This window comes from Streptomyces sp. DH24 (assembly GCF_029813775.1).
Lineage (GTDB): Bacteria > Actinomycetota > Actinomycetes > Streptomycetales > Streptomycetaceae > Streptomyces.
This window is the reverse complement of the sequence record NZ_JARVKW010000049.1, coordinates 1-23,400: the sequence shown is the minus strand read 5'-3', so window position 1 is coordinate 23,400 and position 23,400 is coordinate 1. Positions and strand designations below refer to the sequence as shown.

Sequence of the window (23,400 nt, the reverse complement as noted above, 5' to 3'; positions counted from 1 at the left end):
CGGAGCCAGCCATGACCACGACGCCCGACGAGCAGGTCGTCCAGGCCCTGCGGGCCGCGATGAAGGACGTCGAACGCCTGCGCAGGAAGAACCGGCAACTGGTCGCCGCCGCGGCCGAACCGGTCGCCGTCATCGGCATCGGCTGCCGCTACCCCGGCGGGGTCCGCTCCCCGCAGGACCTGTGGCGGCTGGTCGCCGACGGCACCGACGCGATGACCGAGCTGCCCGCCGACCGGGGCTGGGACCTCGACGCGCTGCGTGCCGCGGGAGCCGACGAACGCGGCAACGAACTGAGCACCCGCGGCGGCTTCCTCGACTGCGTCGCCGACTTCGACGCCGGCTTCTTCGGGATCTCGCCGCGCGAGGCACTCCGCCTCGACCCGCAGCAGCGTCTGCTGCTGGAGACGTCCTGGGAGGCCGTCGAACGCGCCGGCATCGACCCGACCACGCTGCGCGGCAGCCGCACCGGCGTCTACATGGGCACCAACGGCCAGGACTACGCCCACCTGGTGCTGCGGACCCTCGAAGACGCCGACGGCGAGGTGGGGAGCGGGATCGCCGCCGGCGCCCTGTCCGGCCGGCTCTCCTACACCCTCGGTCTGGAGGGCCCCGCCCTCACCGTCGACACCGCCTGCTCCTCCTCCCTCGTCGCCCTGCACCTCGCGGCCCAGGCGCTGCGCGGCGGCGAGTGCGCGCTCGCGCTGGCCGGCGGCGCCAACGTGATGGCCACCCCCGGACCGCTCGTCGAGTTCAGCAGGCAGGGCGGCCTCGCCCGCGACGGCCGCTGCAAGGCCTTCGGCGACGGCGCCGACGGCACGGGCTGGGCCGAGGGCGTCGGCGTACTGCTGCTGGAACGGCTCTCCGACGCCGTGCGCAACGGGCACCCGGTGCTTGCCGTCGTCCGCGGCTCGGCCGTCAACCAGGACGGCGCGTCCAACGGCTTCACCGCCCCCAACGGCCCCTCCCAGGAGCGCGTCGTCCGCGCCGCGCTCGCCGCGGCCCGCCTGACCCCCGCCGACGTCGACGTGGTGGAGGCGCACGGCACCGGCACCCCGCTCGGCGACCCCATCGAGGCGCAGAGCCTGCTCGCCACCTACGGCCAGGACCGTGCACGGCCCCTGCTGCTGGGGTCGGTGAAGTCCAACTTCGGGCACGCCCAGGCCGCCTCCGGTGTCGCCGGCGTCATCAAGACGGTGATGGCCCTGCGGCACGGCGTCGCGCCGCGCACCCTGCACGCGGACACCCCGACCCGGCTCGTGGACTGGACGTCCGGCGCGGTGCGCCTGCTCACCGAGGCGACCGACTGGCCCGACACCGGCCGCCCGCGCCGCGCCGGCGTGTCCTCCTTCGGCGTGACCGGCACCAACGCCCACGTCGTCCTCGAACAGGCCCCGCCCGCGCCCGAACCGGCCCCGGGGCGGCCCACCCGCGTCCCGGGCGCGCTGCCCTGGCTGCTCTCCGCCGCGACCCCCGCCGCCCTGCGCGACCAGGCCGGGAGCCTGCGCGACCTGCTCGCCCGCGACCCGGCCCTGCGCCCCCTGGACGTCGCCTACTCGCTCGCCGTCACCCGCGCCGCCCTCGACCACCGCACCGCCCTGGTCGGCACGGCCGACGACTGCGCCCCCTACGCGGCGGCCCTCGCCGATCCCACCGGCCCCGGCACCGTCTGCGGGCACGTCACCGGACGCCCCGGGCTCGCCCTGCTCTTCTCCGGGCAGGGCAGCCAGCGCCTCGGCATGGGCCGCGAACTGCACGCCCGCTTCCCGGTGTTCGCGGCGGCACTGGACGAGGCGCTGGCGCACTTCGGCACCGGGCTGCGCGAGGTGATGTGGGGCGCCGACGCGGCCCTGCTGAACCGCACGGACCACACGCAGGGCGCGCTGTTCGCCGTCGAGGTGGCGCTGTACCGGCTGCTGGAGTCGTGGGGCGTGCGGCCCGGGTTCGTCGCCGGGCACTCGGTCGGCGAGATCGCCGCCGCGCACGTCGCCGGCGTGCTGTCCCTCACCGACGCCTGCGCACTGGTCGCGGCGCGCGGCCGGCTGATGGCGGCGCTCCCGGAAGGTGGCGTGATGGTCGCCGTCGAGGCGGGCGAGGACGACGTACGGCCGCTGCTCACCGACGGCGTGTCGATCGCGGCGGTCAACTCGCCCACCTCGGTCGTCGTCTCGGGCACCGAGGACGACGTCGACCGGGTCCTGGCGGCCCTGGACGGCCGGCGCCGCACCCGGCTCGCGGTGAGCCACGCCTTCCACTCGCCGCTGATGGAGCCGATGCTGGACGACTTCCGGCAGGCGGTCGCGCAACTGGAGTTCCACGAGCCGCGGATCGCCGTCGCGTCGGGGGTGACCGGGCGGATCGCCGAGCCGGAGGAGCTGTGCTCGGCGGAGTACTGGGTGCGGCACGTCCGGGAGACCGTGCGCTTCGCCGACGGCGTGACCGCCCTGTCGGACGCCGGTGCCACCGCCTTCCTGGAGGTCGGCCCGGACGCCGCGCTGACCGCCCCGGCCCGCGCCGTCCTGCCCGAGCGGGCCGTCGCCCTGCCGCTGCTGCGCCGGGACCGCGCCGAGGAACCCGCCCTGGTCACCGCGCTCGCCGGGCTGCACGTGCACGGCGTGGGCGTCGACTGGGCCGCGTTCTTCGCCGGCACGGGCGCCCGGCGCGTGGACCTGCCCACGTACGCCTTCCAGCGCGAGCGGTACTGGCCGTCGGGCGGCCTGCGGACCGCCGACGTGACCGGCGCCGGGCTGGAGGCCGTCCGGCATCCGCTGCTCGGCGCCGCGATGCTGGTCGCCGGGACCGACGAACTGGTGCTGACGGGCGTGCTGTCCCCGGCCGTCCAGCCGTGGCTGGCCGACCACCGCGTCGGCGGCATGATCTTCTTCCCGGGCACCGGCTTCCTGGAACTGGCGATCCGGGCGGGGGACCAGGCGGGCTGTGCCCGCGTGGCCGAACTGACCCTGGCGGTACCGCTGGTACTGCCCCGGGAGGCCGCCGTCCAGGTGCAGGTGAAGGTCGGCGAACCGGACGACGCGGGACGGCGGGAGATCCGCTTCCACGCCCGGCCCGCCGACCGGCCCGACGCCCCCTGGACCCTGCACGCCACCGGACGCCTCGCCCCCGAGGCCGCCGAACCGGCCGCCTTCGACGCGTCCGTGTGGCCGCCGCGCGACGCGACACCCGTCGGCATCGCGGACCGCTACGACCGCTACGCCGAGGCCGGCCTGGAGTACGGGCCCGCCTTCCGCGGGCTGCGCGCCGTGTGGCGGCGCGGCGAGGACCTGTTCGCCGAGATCGCCCTGGACGAGTCCGTCCGGGACACCGGCGACTACGGCGTCCACCCCGGCCTGCTCGACTCCGTCCTGCACGCGGCGGCCCTCGCCGGCGACGAGGAGCGGCTGCTGCCGTTCGAGTGGCGCGGGGTGACCCTGCGCGCGTCCGGGGCCGGTCTGCTGCGGGCGCGGCTGCGGCGCACCGGGCCGGAGACGGTGGTGGTGGACGCCGCCGACGCGCACGGCGCCCCGGTGGTCTCGGTCGAGGGGCTCACCCTGCGGGCCGCCCCGGACGACAGCGCCCCCGTCGCCGTACCGGACCCGGCCGGGTCGCTGTTCCGGCTGGAGTGGCAGGCACGCCGCACGCCCCCTGTCGCGGAGGGCGACTGGGCGGTCGTGGGCGCGGACCCGTTCGGGCTCGCCGGGCACGTGCCGGGCGCGGAACTCGTGCCGTCTCCGGCCGACTTGGGCGGTGAGCGAGCACCGCGTCACCTCGTCGCCTCGGTCGCCGGCTCCGGCACCGGGCCCGAGGCGGCCCACACCGCGACCCGCCACGTGCTGTCCCTGCTGCAGGAGTTCCTTGGCGCGGACCGCTTCCGCCGCTCCCGCCTGCTCCTGGTGACGCGCGGCGCGGTCGCCGCCGACGCCGGTGAGGACCCGGCCGACCTGGCCGCCGCGGCGGTGTGGGGGCTCGTGCGGTCCGCGCAGGCCGAACACCCCGGCCGCCTGATGCTGGTGGACACGGACACCGACGCGGCCTCCGCCGGGCTGCTGCCCGCTCTCCCGGCCCTGTTCGAGGAGGCGGAGCCGCAGGTCGTGCTGCGGGCGGGCGAGGTGCGCGTCGGGCGGCTGGCCCGCGGCGCCGGCGCCGGCTTGGTGCCGCCGGGGCGCGGCCCGTGGCGGCTGGACGTGCGGGAGAAGGGCAGCCTGGACGGGCTCGCCCTCGTGCCGTGCGACGACGCGGAGCCCACGGGACGCCAGATCCGCGTCGCGGTGCGGGCCGCCGGGATCAACTTCCGGGACGTGCTCAGCACGCTCGGCATGTATCCGGGCGAGGCCGGGCCGCTGGGCTCCGAGGCGGCCGGCGTGGTCGTCGCGACCGGCCCGGAGGCCCGGCTGTGGCAGCCCGGCGACCGCGTGATGGGCATGGTCGCGGGCGGTTTCGGACCGTCCGTCGTCGTGGACGAACGGCACATGACGCGCGTACCCGGCGACTGGTCGTGGGAGACGGCCGGATCGGTGCCGCTGGTGTTCCTCACCGCGTACCGGGCGCTCGTCGAACTCGCCGGCCTGCGACCGGGGGAGAAGGTCCTCGTGCACGCCGGAGCCGGAGGCGTCGGCATGGCGGCGATCCGGCTCGCCCGGCACCTCGGCGCCGAGGTGTTCGCCACCGCCAGTGAATCCAAGTGGACCGTGCTGCGCGAACTGGGCCTGGCCGAGGACCACATCGCCTCCTCCCGCGACACCGCGTTCGCCGACCGCTTCGCAGCCGTCGCGGGCGAGCGGGGCATCGACGTCGTCCTCAACGCCCTGTCCGGCGAGTTCGTGGACGCCTCGCTGCGGCTCCTCGGCGACGGCGGCCGGTTCCTGGAGATGGGCAAGACCGACATCCGGGACCCCGGCAGTGTTCCCGAGGGCATCCGGTACGAGGCGTTCGACCTGGGCTGGGTCGAACCCGACGGCATCCGCCGGATGCTGCTGGCCCTGGACGACCTGTTCGCCACGGGCGCCCTGCGGCCCCTCCCGGTGCGCTCCTGGGACGTACGGCGGGCCCCGGAGGCCTTCCGCCTCATGAGCCTGGCCCGGCACACCGGCAAGCTCGTCCTGACCCTGCCGCCCGCCCTGAACCCCGACGGCACGGTCCTGATCACCGGCGGCACCGGCGGCCTCGGCCGTCTCCTCGCCCGCCACCTGGTGACCGCGCACGGCGTCCGGCACCTGCTGCTGGTCAGCCGCGGCGGCCCCGACGCGCCCGGCGCGGGCGACCTGCGCGACGAACTCACCGGCCACGGCGCCCGGGTGGAGGTCGTCGCCCGGGACCTCGCCGAACCCGGCGCCGTACGCGCCGTGCTGGACGCGCTGCCCGCCGCGCACCCGCTCACGGCCGTCGTGCACACCGCGGGCGTCCTGGACGACGGAGTGCTCGACGCCCTCACGCCCGACCGGCTCGCCGCCGTGCTGCGCCCCAAGGCGGACGCCGCCTGGCAGTTGCACGAGGAGACCAAGGACCTCGGCCTCGCCGCCTTCGTCCTGTACTCGTCCACCGCCGGCCTGATGGGCAGCCCCGGCCAGGCCAACTACGCCGCCGCCAACGCCTACCTCGACGCCCTCGCGCAGCACCGCCGGTCGGCGGGCCTGCCCGCGCTGTCGCTGGTGTGGCCGGGCTGGGAGCGCACGGGCGGCGGCATGACCGCAGGCCTCACCGACCGCGACCTGACACGCGTCTCCGCCCTCGGCCTGCCGCCGCTGACCGCCGAGCAGGGCCTCGCCCTGTTCGACGCCGCCGTCACCACCGGCGCGGCCGTCCTGGCGCCGCTGCCCGTCGGCGGCGCGCCCCTGTCGCCCGGGGCGGCCGTCCCCGCGCTGCGGCGCGGCCTGGTGCGCGCCGGACGCCGCACGGCGGGCAGCGGCGCCACCGTCTCGCGCGGCGCGCTCGTGGACCGGCTCGCCGGCCTGCGCCCGGACGAGCGGCAGCGGCATCTGGTGGACCTGGTGCGGGCCGAGGCGGCGGGCGTGCTGGGCCACGGCACGGCCGCCGCCGTCGACGCCGACCAGGAGTTCCGCCGGCTCGGCGTGGACTCGCTGACCGCGATCGAACTGCGCAACCGGCTGGCCTCCGCCACCGGCCTCACCCTGCCCGCCACCCTCGTGTTCGACTACCCGACCCCGCGCCGGGTGGCCGCGCACCTGCTCGGCGAGCTGATCGAGGAAGGCGCCGTGGCCGAGGGCGCGGCGCCGGTGTCCACCGCCGCGCCCGCCCCGGACGAGCCGCTCGCCGTCGTCGGCATGGCCTGCCGCTTCCCCGGCGGCATCACCTCGCCCGACGAGCTGTGGGAGTTCGTGGCGGCGGGCGGCGACGCCATCTCCGGCATCCCCGACGACCGGGGCTGGGAGGACCACACCGGAGTCGGCGCCGACGAGGGTGTGGCGGGCGGATTCCTGCGCGGCGCCGGGGAGTTCGACGCCGGCTTCTTCGAGATCTCGCCGCGTGAGGCGCTGGCGACGGACCCGCAGCAGCGACTGCTGCTGGAGACCGCCTGGGAGGCCCTGGAACGCGCCGACCTCGACCCGCACAGCCTGCGCGGCAGCCGCACCGGCGTCTTCGTCGGCCTCAGCGGACAGGACTACGGCACCCTCGTCATGAACTCCGGCGTCGACGTCGAGGGGCACGCCACCACCGGCCTCAACACGAGTGTCGCCTCGGGGCGGCTGGCGTACGTGTTCGGCCTCGAAGGGCCCGCCCTCACCGTCGACACCGCCTGCTCCTCCTCCCTGGTCGCCCTGCACCTCGCCGGGCAGGCCCTGCGGGGCGGCGAGTGCGGGCTGGCACTCGTCGGCGCGGTCACGGTCATGTCGACCCCGGTCGGCTTCGCCGGGTTCTCCCGCATGGGCGGCCTCGCACCCGACGGCCGCTGCAAGGCCTTCGGCGACGGCGCCGACGGCACCGGCTGGTCCGAGGGTGTGGCGGTGCTGGTCGTGGAGCGGTTGTCGGACGCCGTGCGCGACGGGCACGACGTGCTCGCCGTCGTCCGCGGCACGGCCGTGAACCAGGACGGCGCCTCCAACGGCCTCACCGCGCCCAACGGCCCCTCCCAGCAGCAGGTCATCCGCCAGGCCCTCACGGCGGCCGGTCTCACCCCCGCCGACGTCGACGCCGTGGAGGCGCACGGCACCGGCACCCCGCTCGGCGACCCGATCGAGGCCCAGGCCCTCCTCGCCACCTACGGGCAGGACCGGGACCCCGAACGGCCGCTGCTGCTCGGGTCGGTGAAATCCAACCTGGGCCACACCCAGGCCGCCGCCGGTGCCGCCGGACTCATCAAGACCGTCATGGCGATGCGGCACGGTGTCCTGCCCCGCACCCTGCACGCCGACACGCCGACCCGGCACGTCGACTGGGCGGCCGGGGCCGTGGCCCTGCTGACCGCCAACACGCCCTGGCCGGACACGGGCCGGCCGCGCCGCGCCGCCGTGTCGTCCTTCGGCATCAGCGGCACCAACGCGCACGCCGTCCTCGAACAGCCGCCGACGGCACGGGAACCCGGCCCGCCGCCGACGGCACGGGAACCCGGCCGCGAGCCGGTGACCGCCCTGCTGCCGTGGGTCTTCTCCGCCCGCACGCCCGCCGCGCTGGACGCGCAGATCGACCGCGTCCGCACGGCCGCCGAGGGCCTCGACGCGCCGGACGTGGCCCGGACCCTGGCCGGACGCGCCGCCCTCGAACACCGCGCGGTCCTGCTCACCACGCCCGACGGCACCCTCGAACTCGCCCGGGGCGTGGCCGCCGAACGCCGCCTCGCCGTCGTCTTCACCGGCCAGGGCAGCCAGCGCCTCGGCATGGGCCGCGAACTGCACGCCCGCTTCCCGGTGTTCGCCAGGGCGCTGGACGAGGTGCTGCGGCACTTCGACACCCCCGTCCGGGACGTGATGTGGGGCGAGGACCCGGCCCTGCTGGACCGCACCGACCACGCGCAGTGCGCGCTGTTCGCCGTCGAGGTGGCCCTGTTCCGGCTGGTGGAGTCCCTGGGCGTCACCGTCGCACACGTGGCCGGGCACTCGGTCGGTGAGGTGGCGGCGGCCCATGTCGCCGGGGTGCTGTCCCTGGCCGACGCCTGCGTGCTCGTGGCGGCGCGCGGCCGGCTGATGGCCGCGCTGCCGACGGGCGGCGCGATGGTGGCCGTCGAGGCGGCCGAGGACGAGGTGCGGCCGCTGCTCACCGACGGCGTGTCCCTCGCGGCCGTCAACGGCCCCCGCTCGGTCGTCGTCTCGGGCGCCGAGGCCGAGGTGGACCGTGTCGTCGCGGCCCTCGGCGGGCGACGCCGTACCCGGCTCACGGTCAGCCACGCCTTCCACTCGCCGCTCATGGACCCGATGCTGGACGACTTCCGGCACGCCCTGGCCGGCCTGGAGTTCCACGCACCGCGCCGCACGGTGGCGTCGGCGCTGACCGGCCGCGTCGCGGAACCGGGGGAGCTGTGCTCGGCCGAGTACTGGGTGCGGCACGCGCGGGACACCGTCCGCTTCGCCGACGCCGTGACCGCCCTGTCGGACGCCGGGGCCACCGCTTTCCTCGAGGCCGGCCCGGACGGCGTCCTCAGCGCACTGATCCTGTCCGGCGGACCGCGCGACGACACCACCGTCACGCCCCTGCTGCGCCGCGACCGGGGCGAGGAGGAGGCCTGCGTCGCCGCGCTGGCCACGCTGTACGCGGCGGGCGTCCCCGTCGACTGGCGCGCGCTGTGCGCCGGCACCGGGGCGCGCCGGGTGGACCTGCCCACGTACGCCTTCCAGCGCGAGCGGTACTGGCCCGACGCGGCCACCGCGGCGCGCACCGCGCGACGCGAGACCGGGGCCGGCCGGCCGGCGGCCTCCGGCACGGCGCTCCCGGAGGACCTGCGCGCCCTCGGCGCCGGCGAGCGGCAGCGGCACATGGTGGGACTCGTCCGCGCCGAGACGGCCGTCGTCCTGGGCCACCGCGGCCGTGACGCGGTGGACCCCGACCACGAGTTCGGCCGACTGGGCATGGACTCGCTCACCGCCGTCGAACTGGGCCGGCGACTGGCCGCCGCCACCGGCCTCACCCTGCCCGCCACCGTCGTCTACGACTACCCGAGCCCGCGCCGCCTCGCCGCGCACCTGCTCACCGAACTCGTCGGAAACGGCACGGCCACCGGCAGCCGGACCACCGACAGCCCGGGCACCGGCGCCGTCGCCCCCGACGAACCGCTGGCCGTCGTCGGCATGGCCTGCCGGTTCCCCGGCGGCGTGCGGAACCCGGAGGAGTTCTGGGAGTTGATGCTGGGCGGGCGCGACGGCACCGGCCCGTTCCCGGCCGACCGAGGCTGGGACCTCGAAACACTGCACGGCGACGGCCCCGGCAGCAGCGCCACCACCCGCGGCGGATTCCTGTACGACGCCGCCGAGTTCGACGCCGGGTTCTTCGGGATCAGCCCGCGCGAGGCCCTCGCCATGGACCCGCAGCAGCGGCTGCTGCTGGAGACGTCGTGGGAGGCGTTCGAGCACGCCGGGCTCGACCCGCGGTCGCTGCGCGGCAGCCGCACCGGTGTCTTCGTCGGCACCAACGGCCAGGACTACGTGCACCTCGCCACCCGCGCCCGCGAGGACATCGGCGGCCACCTCGGCACCGGTCTCGCGGCCAGCGTGATCTCCGGACGGCTGTCCTACGTGTTCGGCCTGGAGGGTCCGGCCGTCACCGTCGACACCGCCTGCTCCTCCTCCCTGGTCTCCCTGCACCTGGCCTGCCAGGCGCTGCGCACCGGCGAGTGCTCGATGGCGCTGGCCGGCGGCGTCACCGTGATGACCACCTCCGTCAGCTTCGTCGGCTTCAGCATCCAGGGCGGACTCGCCGCCGACGGGCGCTGCAAGGCGTTCTCCGACGACGCCGACGGCACGGTGTGGTCCGAGGGCATCGGCATGCTCGTCGTGGAGCGGCTCTCCGACGCCGTGCGCAACGGGCACGACGTGCTCGCCGTCGTACGCGGCTCGGCCGTCAACCAGGACGGCGCCTCCAACGGGCTCAGCGCCCCCAACGGCCCCTCCCAGCAGCGCGTCATCCGCCAGGCCCTCGCCGCCGCCCGCCTCGCCCCCGCCGACGTGGACGCCGTGGAGGCCCACGGCACCGGCACCCGGCTGGGCGACCCCATCGAGGCGCAGGCCCTGCTCGCCACCTACGGCCAGGACCGCGAACGCCCGCTGCTGCTCGGCTCGGTGAAGTCCAACATCGGGCACACCCAGGCCGCCGCCGGTGTCGCCGGGGTCATCAAGTCGGTCCTCGCGCTGCGCCACGGCCGCCTGCCCCGCACCCTGTACGCGGACACCCCCTCCAGCCGCGTCGACTGGGACGCCGGCGCCCTGTCCCTCCTCACCGACACCACGCCCTGGCCGGAGACCGGACGGCCACCCCGTATCGCCGTGTCGGCCTTCGGGATCAGCGGCACCAACGCCCACCTGATCCTGGAGGGCGCGCCCGCGCCGGAACCGGAGCGGGCCGGGCCGGAGCCCGCGGTGACACCCTGGCCGGTGTCGGCGCGCACGGCCGAGGCCCTCGACGGCCGGCTCACCGCACTGGCCGACTGGGCCCGGGACCGCGACCCCCGCGACGTGGGCCGTTCCCTGGCCGCCCGCACCCCCTTCACGCACCGCGCCGTGGTCCTCGGCGACGGCGACGTCCCGCGCGGCGCCGCCGCCGAACGCACCCTCGCCCTGGTCTTCTCCGGCCAGGGCGGCCAGCGCCCCGGCATGGGCCGCCAACTGGCCGCCAGGTTCCCGGTGTTCGCCGACGCCCTGGACGAGGTCCTGGCGCACTTCGAGGCGCCGCTGCGGGACGTGATGTGGGGCGACGACCCCGGACCGCTGAACCGCACCGAGCACGCCCAGCCCGCCCTGTTCGCCCTCCAGGTGGCCCTCCACCGGCTCGTCGCGTCCCTCGGCGTGCGCCCCGCCCACGTCACCGGCCACTCCGTCGGCGAGATCGCCGCCGCCCATGTCGCGGGCGTGCTGTCCCTCGCCGACGCCTGCGCCCTGGTGACCGCGCGGGCCCGGCTGATGGGGGAGCTGCCGCCCGGCGGGATCATGGTCGCCGTCTCCGCGACCGAGGACGAGGTCCGGCCGCTGCTCACCGGCGAGGTGGCGGTCGGCGCCGTCAACGGGCCGTCGTCCCTGGTGCTGTCCGGCACCGAGGACGCGGTGGCGGCCGTCCTCGCCCGGCTCGGCGACCGCAGGTCCCGCGCGCTGGACGTGTCCCACGCCTTCCACTCGCCGCTGATGGACCCGGTCCTCGACGGCTTCCGTGCCGTCGCGGAGCGCCTCACGTACCACCGGCCGCGCATCCCGCTGGTCTCCACCCTGACGGGCGCCCCGGCCGCCGACGCCCTCACCTCGCCCGGCCACTGGGTGCGGCACGTCCGGGAGACCGTGCGCTTCGCGGACGCGGTCGGCGCGCTCACCGGCTCCGGAGCCGACGCCTTCCTCGAACTCGGCCCCGACGGCGCACTCACCTCCCTCCTCGCCGACCTCGCCCCCGACGCCGCCGTCGCCGTCCCCGCGCTGCGCCGCGACCAGGGCGAGGAGCGCGCCGCGGTGAGTGCCCTCGCCGCGCTCCACGTGCACGGCGTCACCGTCGACTGGGCCGCCCTGTACGCCGGCACGGGCGCCCGCCGGCTGCCCGACCTGCCCACGTACCCCTTCGAGCGCCGCAGGCTGTGGCCCACCGCCTCGCTGCGCCGGGCCGACGCGGCCGGGCTCGGGCTCGCCGCCACCGACCACCCCCTGCTGGGCGCGGCGCTGCCGGTCGCGGGCGCGCGGGAGCTGGTGCTCACCGGCACGGTCTCCCGTGCCCTGCAACCGTGGCTCGACCGGTCCGCCGTGGACGGCGCGGTCCGGCTGCCCGGCGCCGCCCTGCTGGAGGCCGCCGTGCGCGCCGGCGACCGGGCCGGAAGCCCGCACGTCGCCGAACTCGCCCTCACCGAACCGGTGTTCCTGCCCGAACAGGGCGCGCTCCGGCTGCAACTGCGGATCGGCGCCCCCGACGAGCAGGGCCGCCGCCCTCTGTGGTGCCACAGCCGGCCCGCGCACGAGCCGGACGACGCCGAGTGGACCGAGCACGCCCACGGCCTGCTCACGGCCGAGGAGCCGCCCGTGGACGCCGACGCGACCGCGTTCGCGGCCGGACCGTGGCCGCCGCCCGGGGCGACCGCGCTCGACCTGACCGACCTGTACGACCGGTTCGCCGACGCCGGTGTCGACCACGGCCCGGCCGGGCGCGGCCTGCGCGCCGCCTGGCGGCACGGCACCCGTCTGTACGCCGACGTCGCCCTGCCCAAGGAGGCCGGTGAGCATGCCGGTTTCGGCCTCCACCCGGCGCTGCTCGAGGCCGCCCTGCACGCCGCGCACCTCGTCGCGGGAACCGGGGCCGACGAGCGTGAGCGGCTGCTCGCCGTCGAGTGGCGGGGCGTGTCCCTGCACGCCGTCTCGGCGACCGAACTGCGCGTACGGCTGACCGGAACCGGCGACACCCTGGAACTCGCCGCCGCCGACCCCTCCGGGGCCCCGGTGCTCACCGCGCGGGCCGTCGCCCTGCGCCCGGCGGAGCGCCGCGCGGACGCCCCCGCCGCCGGACCCGACCTGCGCACCTCCCTGTTCCGCCTGGACTGGGAGGACCGGCCCGTGCCGCCCGCGCCCGCCGCCCCGGCGCCCTGGTACGTGCTCGACCCGGGCGAGCCCGCCACCGCGCCCGGCCCCGGCGAGGGTTGCGCCGCCGTGCCCGGCGTGGACGCGGCGGCGCTGCTCGCCGGGCTCGGCCCGGTCGCGGAACCAGTGAAGTCCCTAGCCGGACTGCGAGAAGGTGACGGTGCGCCGGTACGGCTCGTCGCCGTCCCCCTCGCGGGCCGCTCCGCCGAGGGACCCGGGACGGTCCACGAGCTGACGCACCGCGCGCTGACGCTGATGCAGGAGTACCTGGCCGAGGACCGGTTCGCCCGCACCCGTCTGGTGTTCGTCACCGGCGGCGCGGTCGCCCCGGACGGCGAGGACGTCACCGACCCGGCCGCAGCGGCGGTCTGGGGCCTGGTGCGGTCCGCGCAGATGGAGCACCCCGGCCGGTTCCTGCTCGCCGACGTCGACGGCGACCCGGCCTCCGCGGCCGTGCTGCCGACCCTGCCGGGCACGGACGAGGAGCAGTTCATGGTGCGCGACGGATGCCCGCGGGTCCCGCGGCTCGCCCGGGTGCCCGACGCCCCCTCGGCCGTCGCCGCCGCGCCGGCCGGACCCGGCCGCTGGCGCACCGACGGCACGGTCCTGATCACCGGCGGCACCGGCGGCCTCGGCCGCGTCCTCGCCCGGCACCTGGTCACCGCCCACGGCATGCGCCACCTGCTGCTGGCCGGCCGGCGCGGCCCCGACGCGCCCGGCGCCCGCGCACTGCGCGACGAACTCGCCGCCCACGGAGCCCGCGTCACCCTCGCCGCGGCCGACGTCGCCGACCCCGACGACGTGGCCCGCCTCCTCGCCCGGGTCCCCGCCGGGCATCCGCTGACGGCGGTCGTGCACACGGCCGGTGTCCTCGACGACGGCGTCCTCGAAGCCCTCGACCCCGGCCGCCTCGACACCGTGCTGCGGCCCAAGGCGGACGCCGCCTGGCACCTGCACCGGGCCACCCGCCACCTGGACCTGGACGCGTTCGTCACGTACTCGTCCACCGCCGGCGTCATGGGCAGCCCCGGCCAGGCCAACTACGCCGCCGCCAACGCCTTCCTCGACGCCCTCGCCCAGCACCGCGCCGCCAACGGCCTGCCGGGACACTCCCTGTCCTGGGGCCCCTGGGCGCAGGACTCCGGCATGACCGGCTCCCTGAGCGAGGCGCACAGCCGGCGCATGAACCGCTCGGGCACCCCGCCCCTCGATCCCGGACTCGGCCTCGCCCTGTTCGACGCGGCCACCGCCCGCGACGACGCCCGGCCGGTGCTGATGCGCACCTCGGCGCGCGGCGGCGCCGCCCCGCAGTTCGCCGGGCCGGTGCCGCCGATCCTGCGCGGACTGATCGGCGGCCGCCGCACCGCCGCCGGGACGAACCGCGCCGCCGGACTCGCCGCCCGGCTCGACGGACTGCGCCCGCGGGAACGCACCCGGCACCTCACCGACCTGGTGCGCGCCGAGGCCGCCGCCGTCCTCGGCCACGACAGTCCCGAACACGTCGGCGCGGAGGACGAGTTCGCCGGGCTCGGCTTCGACTCCCTCACCTCCGTGGAGATGCGCAACCGGCTCGCCGCCGTCACCGGGCTGCGCATCCCCGCCACCGTCGTCTTCGACCACCCCACACCGCTGGCCGTCGCCGAGCACCTCGCGCGGCGCCTCGGCCGCACCGAGGCCCCGCCCCCCGGCGGGCTGCGCGCGGAACTCGACCGCCTGGACGCCGCCCTGGCCACCGCGCTCGCCGACGGCGGCCTCGACCCGGCCGCCCGGACCGGCGCCGCCGACCGGCTGCGGGCCCTGCTCGCCCGGATCACCGAGGACGGCGGCCCCAAGGAGCGGGGCGCGGACGACGACGTCCGCCGGCGGATCGCCACCGCCGGCGCCGAAGAGATCATCGCCTTCATCGACAGCGAGATCGGCCGACCCACCGACCACTGAACCGGTCGCATCCCACCCCGTGGAAAGGGCATGGACCATGCCGGACGAAGCGAAACTCGTCGAGTACCTCAGGTACGTCACCGCCGACCTGCACGAGACCCGGCGGCGCCTGGCCGAGGCCGAGTCGGGACGCCACGAGCCGGTCGCCGTCGTCGGCATGGCCTGCCGCTTCCCCGGCGGCGTGCACACCCCGGAACAGCTGTGGGAACTGGTCGCCTCCGGCACCGACGCCATCACCGGCTTCCCCGCCGACCGGGGCTGGGACGTACGGGGCAGGGGCGGATTCCTGCACGACGCCGCCGAGTTCGACGCCGGGTTCTTCGGGATCAGCCCGCGCGAGGCGCTCGCCATGGACCCGCAGCAGCGGCTGCTGCTGGAGACCGGCTGGGAGGCGTTCGAACGCGCCGGTGTCGATCCGCAGGCGCTGCGGGGCAGCCGCACCGGCGTCTTCGTCGGCACCAACGGGCAGGACTACGTCCGGCTCGTGCACACCGCCAAGGAGGACCTGTCCGGACACGCCGGCACCGGCCTCGCCGCCAGCGTGATCTCCGGCCGGCTCGCCTACGTCCTCGGCCTCGTCGGACCGGCCGTCACCGTCGACACGGCGTGCTCCTCCTCACTGGTGTCGCTGCACCTGGCCGCGCAGGCGCTGCGCAGCGGCGAGTGCTCGCTGGCGCTCGCCGGTGGTGTGACGGTGATGACGACCCCGGCCGCGTTCGCCGGGTTCGACGTCCAGGGCGGCCTCGCCGCCGACGGCCGCTGCAAGGCGTTTTCCGACGACGCCGACGGCACCACCTGGTCCGAGGGCGCCGGTCTCGTCGTACTGGAGAAGTTGTCGGACGCGGTCCGCAACGGCCGCCGCGTCCTGGCCGTCGTCCGGGGCAGCGCCGTCAACCAGGACGGCGCCTCCAACGGGCTGACGGCGCCGAACGGCCCCGCGCAGCAGCGCGTCATCCGGCAGGCCCTGGAAGCGGCGGGACTGCGGCCCGCCGACGTGGACGCCGTGGAGGCGCACGGCACCGGTACCCGGCTGGGCGACCCGATCGAGGCGCAGGCCCTCCTCGCCACCTACGGGCAGGACCGTGAACGGCCGCTGCTGCTCGGGTCGGTGAAGTCCAACATCGGCCACACCCAGGCCGCCGCCGGTGCCGCCGGGCTCATCAAGACGGTCCTGGCGATCCGGCACGGCGTCCTGCCGCCCACCCTGCACGTCGGCCGGCCCTCCCGCCACGTCGACTGGTCCGAGGGCGCCGTCGAACTCCTCACCTCGGCCACCGACTGGCCCGCCACCGGCCGCCCGCGCCGCGCCGGTGTGTCCTCCTTCGGCATCAGCGGCACCAACGCCCACGTCATCCTGGAACAGGCGGAACCCGCGCCCGGCGAACCCCGGGCCGCCGCCCCGCCCGCCGTCGTCCCGTGGCCCGTATCGGCCCGCACCTCGGGCGCGCTCGACGCCCAGCTCGACCGGCTTCGCGCCCACGCCGAGGACCACAACCCCCTGGACGTCGGCCACTCGCTGGCCGTGGGACGGTCGCGGTTCGACCACCGCGCGGTGCTGCTGGCCACCGGGGAGGGCGTCGCGGAGGCCGCCCGGGGCGAGGCCCACGACGGGCCGCTCGCCGTGGTGTTCCCCGGCCAGGGCGCCCAACGCCTCGGCATGGGACGTGCGTTGTACGGACGCTTTCCGGCCTTCGCGACCGCCCTGGACGAGGTCCTCGCCGAACTGCCGCCCGCCGTACGGGAGGTGATGTGGGGCTCCGACGCGACCGCGCTGGACCGCACCGGCACCGCCCAGCCCGCGCTGTTCGCCGTCGAGGTGGCGCTGTACCGGCTGACGGAGTCGCTGGGCGTGACGCCGCGGTACGTGGCCGGGCACTCCGTCGGGGAGATCGCCGCCGCCCATGTGGCGGGCGCGCTGTCCCTGCGGGACGCGTGCACGCTGGTGACGGCCCGCGCCCGGCTGATGGAGGCGCTGCCCGAGGGCGGCGCGATGGCCGCCGTGGAGGCCGCCGAGGACGAGGTACGGCCGCTGCTCGCCGACGGCGCCGCGCTCGCCGCCGTCAACGGGCCGCACTCCGTGGTCGTGTCCGGCACCGCCGAGGCAGTCGCCGCCGTCACGCAGCGACTGGCCGCGCGGGGCCGCAGAACCACCCCCCTGAAGGTGTCCCACGCCTTCCACTCCCCGCTGATGGACCCGATGCTGGAGGAGTTCCGCACCGCGATCGCCGGGCTCACCCTCCACGAGCCCGCCGTCGACGTGATCTCCACGCTCACCGGGGCGCCCGTCAGCCCCGCCGAACTGGCCGACCCCGGCCACTGGGTGCGGCACGCGCGGGAGACCGTACGGTTCGCGGACGCGGCCCGCGCCCTCGCCGACGCCGGCGTGCGCCACTTCCTGGAGGCCGGCCCCGACGCCGTACTCACGCCCCTCGTCGGGGCCGCCGTGCCGGAAGCGGTCGCCGCCGTGCCGGTGCTGCGCCGCGACCGCGACGAGGAGACCGCCGCCGTCACCGCCCTCGCCCGGCTGCACACGGCCGGCGTCCCCGTGGACTGGGCGGCGTTCTTCGACGGCACCGGCGCCCGTCCCGTCGACCTGCCCACCTACCCCTTCCAGCGCGAGCGCTACTGGCCCGAGACCGCCGACGCCGTACCGGTCTCCGGGGACGGCGACGGGGCCGACGCCGAGTTCTGGGCCGCCGTGGAACGCGAGGACCTGGACGCACTCGCCGCCCGCCTGGACATCGACACGGAGGCGCTCGGCGGGGTCGTACCGGCCCTGTCCGCCTGGCGCAGCAGGCACCGCGCCCGCTCGCTCGCCGACGCGCTGCGCTTCCGGGAGACCTGGCAGCCGCTGCGCACCACGCCCGCCGCCGCGCCGCCCGGCACCTGGCTGGTCGTGCTGCCCGCCGACGGCCCCGACACGGACGCCGCCTGGCTGCGCACCCTCACCGACGGGCTCGGCCCCGACACCGTCACGCTCACCCCGGGCAAGCGCCCGAGCCGCGCCGGCCTCGCCGAGCGGCTGACCGGACTCACCGCCGACGGCACCCGGTTCACCGGCGTCCTGTCGCTGCTCGCCGGCACGGACGCCACCCGCTGGACGAGCGTCCCGGTCGGCCTCGTCGACACCGCCGTACTGCTCCAGGCCCTCGACGACGCGGGCATCCGCACCCGGGTCTGGGCCGCCACCCGCGAGGCGGTCGCCGTCTCGCCCGGCGACCGCGTCAGCCCCGGCCAGGCCGCCCTGTGGGGTCTGGGCCGGGTGGCCGCGCTGGAGTACCCGGACCGGTGGGGCGGTCTCGTCGACCTGCCGCGCGAGGTGGACGAGCGCGCCCTGCGCCGCTTCACCGCGCTGCTCGCCGGCGGCGGCGAGGAGGACGAGGTCGCCGTCCGCGCGACCGGGGTGTACGGCCGCCGACTCGCCCCGGCGCCCGCGAGCGACGGCGCGCCCGTCTGGCAGCCGTCCGGCACGGTCCTCGTCACCGGCGGCACCGGCGCCCTCGGCGGACACCTCGCCCGCCGGCTCGCCTCCCGGGGCGCCGAGCACCTGCTGCTGCTCAGCCGGCGCGGCCGGCAGGCACCCGGCGCGGACGCACTGGAGGCCGAGCTGACCGCACTCGGCGCCCGCGTCACCATCGCCGCCTGCGACACCGCCAACCGGGCCGAACTCACCGCCGCCCTGGACGCCGTGCCCGCCGACGCGCCGCTGACCGCCGTCGTGCACGCCGCCGGCGTCCTGGACGACGCGGTCCTCAACGGCCTGACCCCGCAGCGCTTCGGCGCCGTCTTCCGCGCCAAGGTCAACCCCGCCCTGCTCCTCGACGAACTGACCCGCGGGCACGGCCTGTCGGCGTTCGTGCTGTTCTCGTCGGTCGCCGGTGCCGTCGGCAACCCCGGCCAGGCCAACTACGCCGCCGCCAACACCGTGCTCGACGCGCTCGCGCAACGCCGCCGCGCCGAGGGACTGCCCGCCACCTCCGTCGCCTGGGGCGCCTGGGACGGCGGCGGCATGGCCGCCGGACTCACCGAGGCGCTGCGCGCGACCGGCACCACCGCCCTCGAACCCGGCCTCGCCCTCGACATCCTCGCCGACCTGGCCGTCGCCCCCGAACCCGTCACCGTCGTCGCCGACCTCCAGCAGCCCGACACGCTGCGCATGCTGTTCAGCGTGCGGCCCTGCGCCGCCCTGAGCGACCTGCCCGCCGCCCGGGAGGCCCGCGAGACCGCCGTCCGGCTCCGCGAGGACACCCGCTCGGCCGCCGCCGGGCTGCGCCGCAAGGTCTACGCCGCCCCCGAGGACGAACGCGTCCCGCTCCTCCTCGACGTGATCCGCGAGCACGCCGCCGGCGTCCTCGGCCACTCCGCGCCGGAGGCCGTCGCCGCCGAACGCGCCTTCCACGACATCGGCTTCGACTCCCTCACCTCGATGGAGCTGCGCAGCCGGCTCGCCCGCGCCACCGGTCTCGCCCTGCCGGCCGGCCTCCTCTTCGACCACACCCGGCCGCGGACCCTCGCCGAGCACCTCGTCGGCGAACTCCTCGGCGCCCCCGCCGCCGACGACGGCCCGCTGCCCGCCGCCGCCCCCGCGGACACCGCCGACGACCCGGTCGTGGTCGTCGGCATGGCCTGCCGCTTCCCCGGCGGCGCCGACTCCCCGGAGAAGCTGTGGGACCTCGTCGCCTCCGGCGGCGACGCCATCTCCGCCTTCCCCACCGACCGGGGCTGGGACATCCAGGGCCAGGGCGGATTCCTCCACGACGCCGCCGACTTCGACCCCGGGTTCTTCGGGATCAGCCCGCGCGAGGCCCTCGCCATGGACCCGCAGCAGCGGCTGCTGCTGGAGACCTCCTGGGAGGCCGTCGAACGCTCCGGAATCGACCCGCAGCGCCTGCACGGCAGCCGCACCGGCGTGTTCGTCGGCAGCAACGGCGTCGACTACCACCACCTCCTGGCCCGCGCCAAGGACATGGAGGGCCGCGGCGTGATGCTCGCGGCCAGCGTGATCTCCGGCCGCCTCGCCTACGTCCTCGGCCTGGAGGGCCCCGCCGTCACCGTGGACACCGCCTGCTCCTCCTCGCTGGTGTCCCTGCACCTGGCCGCGCAGGCCCTGCGCAGCGGCGAGTGCACGCTGGCCCTCGCCGGTGGTGTCACCGTGATGACGACCTCAGCGGCCTTCGCCGGGTTCCGGCACCACGGCGGCCTCGCCGAGGACGGCCGCTGCAAGGCGTTCTCCGACGCCGCCGACGGCACCGGCTGGTCCGAGGGCGTCGGCATGGTCGTCCTGGAACGGCTCTCCGACGCCGTGCGCAACGGACACCCCGTCCTCGCGGCCGTGCGCGGCTCCGCCGTCAACCAGGACGGCGCCTCCAACGGCCTCACCGCGCCCAACGGCCCCGCGCAGCAGCGCGTCATCCGGCAGGCACTCGCCTCGGCCGGGCTGCGGCCGGGCGACGTGGACGCCGTGGAGGCGCACGGCACGGGCACCCGGCTGGGCGACCCGATCGAGGCGCAGGCCCTCCTCGCCACCTACGGGCAGGACCGTGAACGGCCGCTGCTGCTCGGGTCGGTGAAGTCCAACATCGGCCACACCCAGGCCGCAGCGGGCGCCGCCGGACTCATCAAGGCCGTCCAGTCCCTGCGGCACGGCGTCGTGCCGCCCACCCTGCACGCCGACGTGCCGTCCTCGCACGTCGACTGGTCCGTCGGCGCCGTCGAGCTCGCCACCTCGGCCACCGAATGGCCCGGCACCGGCCGCCCGCGCCGCATCGGCGTGTCCTCCTTCGGCATCAGCGGCACCAACGCCCACGTCGTCCTGGAACAGGCCCCGGCCGTCGACCCGCCCGAGCCGCAGCCGGTCACCGTCACCCCCCGCGCGGTGCCGTGGCCGGTGACCGCCACCACCGAGGCGGCCCTCGACGCCCAGCTCGACCGGCTCCGCGCACGGGCCGAGGACCACACACCGCTCGACACCGGGTACTCCCTCGCCACCGGCCGCTCCTCCTTCGCACACCGGGCGGTGCTGCTGGCCTGCGACGACGGCCTCACCGAGGCCGCGCGGGCCGTCGCCGAGCCCGGACCGCTCGCCGTGGTCTTCTCCGGGCAGGGCGCCCAGCGGACCGGCATGGGCCGTGGCCTGTACGACCGGTTCCCGGTGTTCGCCGACGCCCTGGACGCCGTACTCGCCGGGCTCGACCCGCGCGTGCGGGACGCCATGTGGGGCGGCGACGAGTCGGCGCTCGACCGCACCGGAGTCGCCCAGCCCGCGCTGTTCGCCGTCGAAGTGGCGCTGTACCGGCTCATGGAGTCCTTCGGCGTCACCCCCAAGTACGTCGCCGGGCACTCCGTCGGGGAGATCGCCGCCGCCCATGTGGCGGGCGTGCTGTCCCTGCGGGACGCGTGCGCGCTGGTGACCGCCCGCGCCCGGCTGATGGAGGCGCTGCCCGAGGGCGGCGCGATGGCCGCGGTGGAGGCAACCGAGGACGAGATACGCCCGCTGCTGACGGACGGTGTGGCCGTCGCCGCCGTCAACGGCCCCCGCTCCGTGGTGGTTTCCGGCGCCGAGAACGAGGTCGCGCGGGTGGTCGACGCGCTGGGGGAGCGGCGGCACACCCGGCTGGCGGTGAGCCACGCCTTCCACTCGCCGCTGATGGACCCGATGCTGGACGACTTCCGCACGGCCCTCGCCGGCGTGCGCTTCGGCGAACCCGCGCTGCGCATCGTGTCGAGCCTCGCCGACGGCGACCCCGGCACCCGCGAGCACTGGGTGCGGCACGTCCGGGAGACCGTGCGGTTCGAGGACGCCGTCCGCTCCCTGGCCGACGCGGGCGTCCGGCACTACCTGGAACTCGGCCCCGACGCCGTACTCACCCCCCTCGTCCGGGAGTCCGCCCCGGCCGACACGGCGGAGGCCGTACCGGCGCTGCGCCGGGACCGGGACGAGGAGACGACGGCCGTGACCGCCCTGGCCCGGCTGTACGCTGCCGGCGTGCCGGTCGACTGGGCCGCGTTCTTCGCGGGCACCGGAGCCCGACGCGTCGACCTGCCCACCTACGCCTTCCAGCGCGCCCGGTACTGGCCCGAGGCGGCCGAACCGGCGCCGCAGGGCACGGGGGCGGACGCCGAGTTCTGGGCCGCCGTCGAGCGGGCGGACGTCGAGGCGCTGGCCGGGCGTCTGGACGTGGCACCGGAGACGCTGGACGCGATCGTGCCGGCGCTCTCCTCGTGGCGCAGCCGCAGCAGGGCACGGGCGACCGTCGACTCCTGGCGCCACCGGGAGACCTGGCAGCCGGTGACCGGCGACGACCGGGCCCGCCCCGAGGGAACGTGGCTCGCCGTGCTCCCCGCCTCCGGGGCCGCGTGGGCGCGGGCGGTCACCGACGCGCTCGGCCCGGACACCGTCGAGTGCACGGTCGGCGCCGACGACCGCCACACGCTGGCCGAGCGGCTGCGGCGACTGACGGACGGGACGTTCACCCGGGTCGTCTCCCTCCTCGCCGCCGACCCCGCGACACTCCCCGGCGGCGTTCCCGCCGGACTGCCCGCGACCGCCGTGCTCCTCCAGGCACTGGACGACGCCGGCATCACCGCCCCGCTGTGGAGCGTGACGTGTGCCGCCGTCGGCACCGGCCCCGGCGAGGCCCCCGATCCGGCGCAGGCCGCCCACTGGGGCCTGGGCCGGGTGGCCGCGCTTGAGTACGCCGACCGGTGGGGCGGTCTCGTCGACCTGCCCGCCGACCCCGGCGAACGGGCCGTGCGGCGCCTCGTCGCCACCATCGCGGCCCCCGGCGACGAGGACCAGGTCGCGGTGCGCCCCGGAGGGAGGTACGGCCGCCGGTTCACCCCGGCGCCCGCGACCGGACCGGCCCCGCAGTGGCAGCCGTCCGGCACCGTACTGATCACCGGCGGCACGGGCGCCCTCGGCGCGCGCCTCGCCCGCAGGCTCGCCGGACAGGGCGCCGCACACCTGCTGCTGCTCAGCCGCCGCGGCCCGGACGCGCCCGGCGCCGACGACCTGCGGACCGAGCTGACCGCGCTCGGCGCCCGCGTCACCATCACCGCCTGCGACACCGCCGACCGCGCCGCACTCACCGCCGCCCTGGACGCCGTGCCCGCCGACGCGCCGCTGACCGCCGTCGTGCACGCCGCCGGCGTCCTGGACGACGCCGTACTGGACGGGCTCACCCCCAGCCGGTTCACGGACGTCTTCCGCGCGAAGGCCGCCCCGGCGCTGCTGCTCGACGAGCTGACGCGCGGGCACGACCTGTCGGCGTTCGTGCTGTTCTCGTCGGTCGCCGGTGCCGTCGGCAACCCGGGACAGGCCAACTACGCCGCCGCCAACGCCCTGCTGGACGCGCTCGCGCAGCGCCGCCGCGCCGAGGGACTGCCCGCCACCTCCATCGCCTGGGGCGCCTGGGACGGTTCCGGCATGGCCGCCGAACTCCCCGACGGGGCACGGCAGTCCGGGGGCACGCTCCTCGAACCGGCGCTGGCGCTCACCGCGCTCGGCGAGCTGGTGGCCGAGAAACACCCCACCGCCGTCGTCGCCGACCTCCAGCACCCGCCGTTCCTCCAGGCGCTGTTCAGCCTGCGCCCGTCGGCCGCCCTGGCCGCGCTGCCCGCCGCCCGCGAGGCCCTGCGCGCGGTGCGGGGCCACCGCACGGCCGACGGCGACGCCCGGCACGCGCTGCGCGAGCGGCTGCGCGCCACCACCCCCGGCGAACGGCTGCCCCTGCTGCTCGACCTCGTGCGCGGCCACGCCGCCGCC

2 protein-coding genes are annotated in these 23,400 nt (G+C 77.1%); both read left to right on the top strand.

Annotation, left to right across the window (positions count from 1 at the left end; all coding sequences use genetic code 11):
* Nucleotides 1-11 precede the first annotated feature (11 nt).
* The gene (locus tag QC282_RS28155) at nucleotides 12-14,636 is read left to right on the top strand and encodes a type I polyketide synthase (protein WP_279552395.1); all 14,625 of its coding nucleotides are present in this window, start codon (nucleotides 12-14) and stop codon (nucleotides 14,634-14,636) included.
* 37 nt (nucleotides 14,637-14,673) lie between these two features.
* Nucleotides 14,674-23,400, top strand: an 8,727-nt coding sequence (locus QC282_RS28150) for a type I polyketide synthase (RefSeq protein ID WP_279552394.1), incomplete at its 3' end; no start/stop codon positions are given.

What these genes read in the sequence shown, in the direction of transcription:
- QC282_RS28155 (WP_279552395.1), top strand. Translation starts at nt 12, where the DNA reads ATGACCACGACGCCCGACGAGCAGGTCGTCCAGGCCCTGCGGGCCGCG.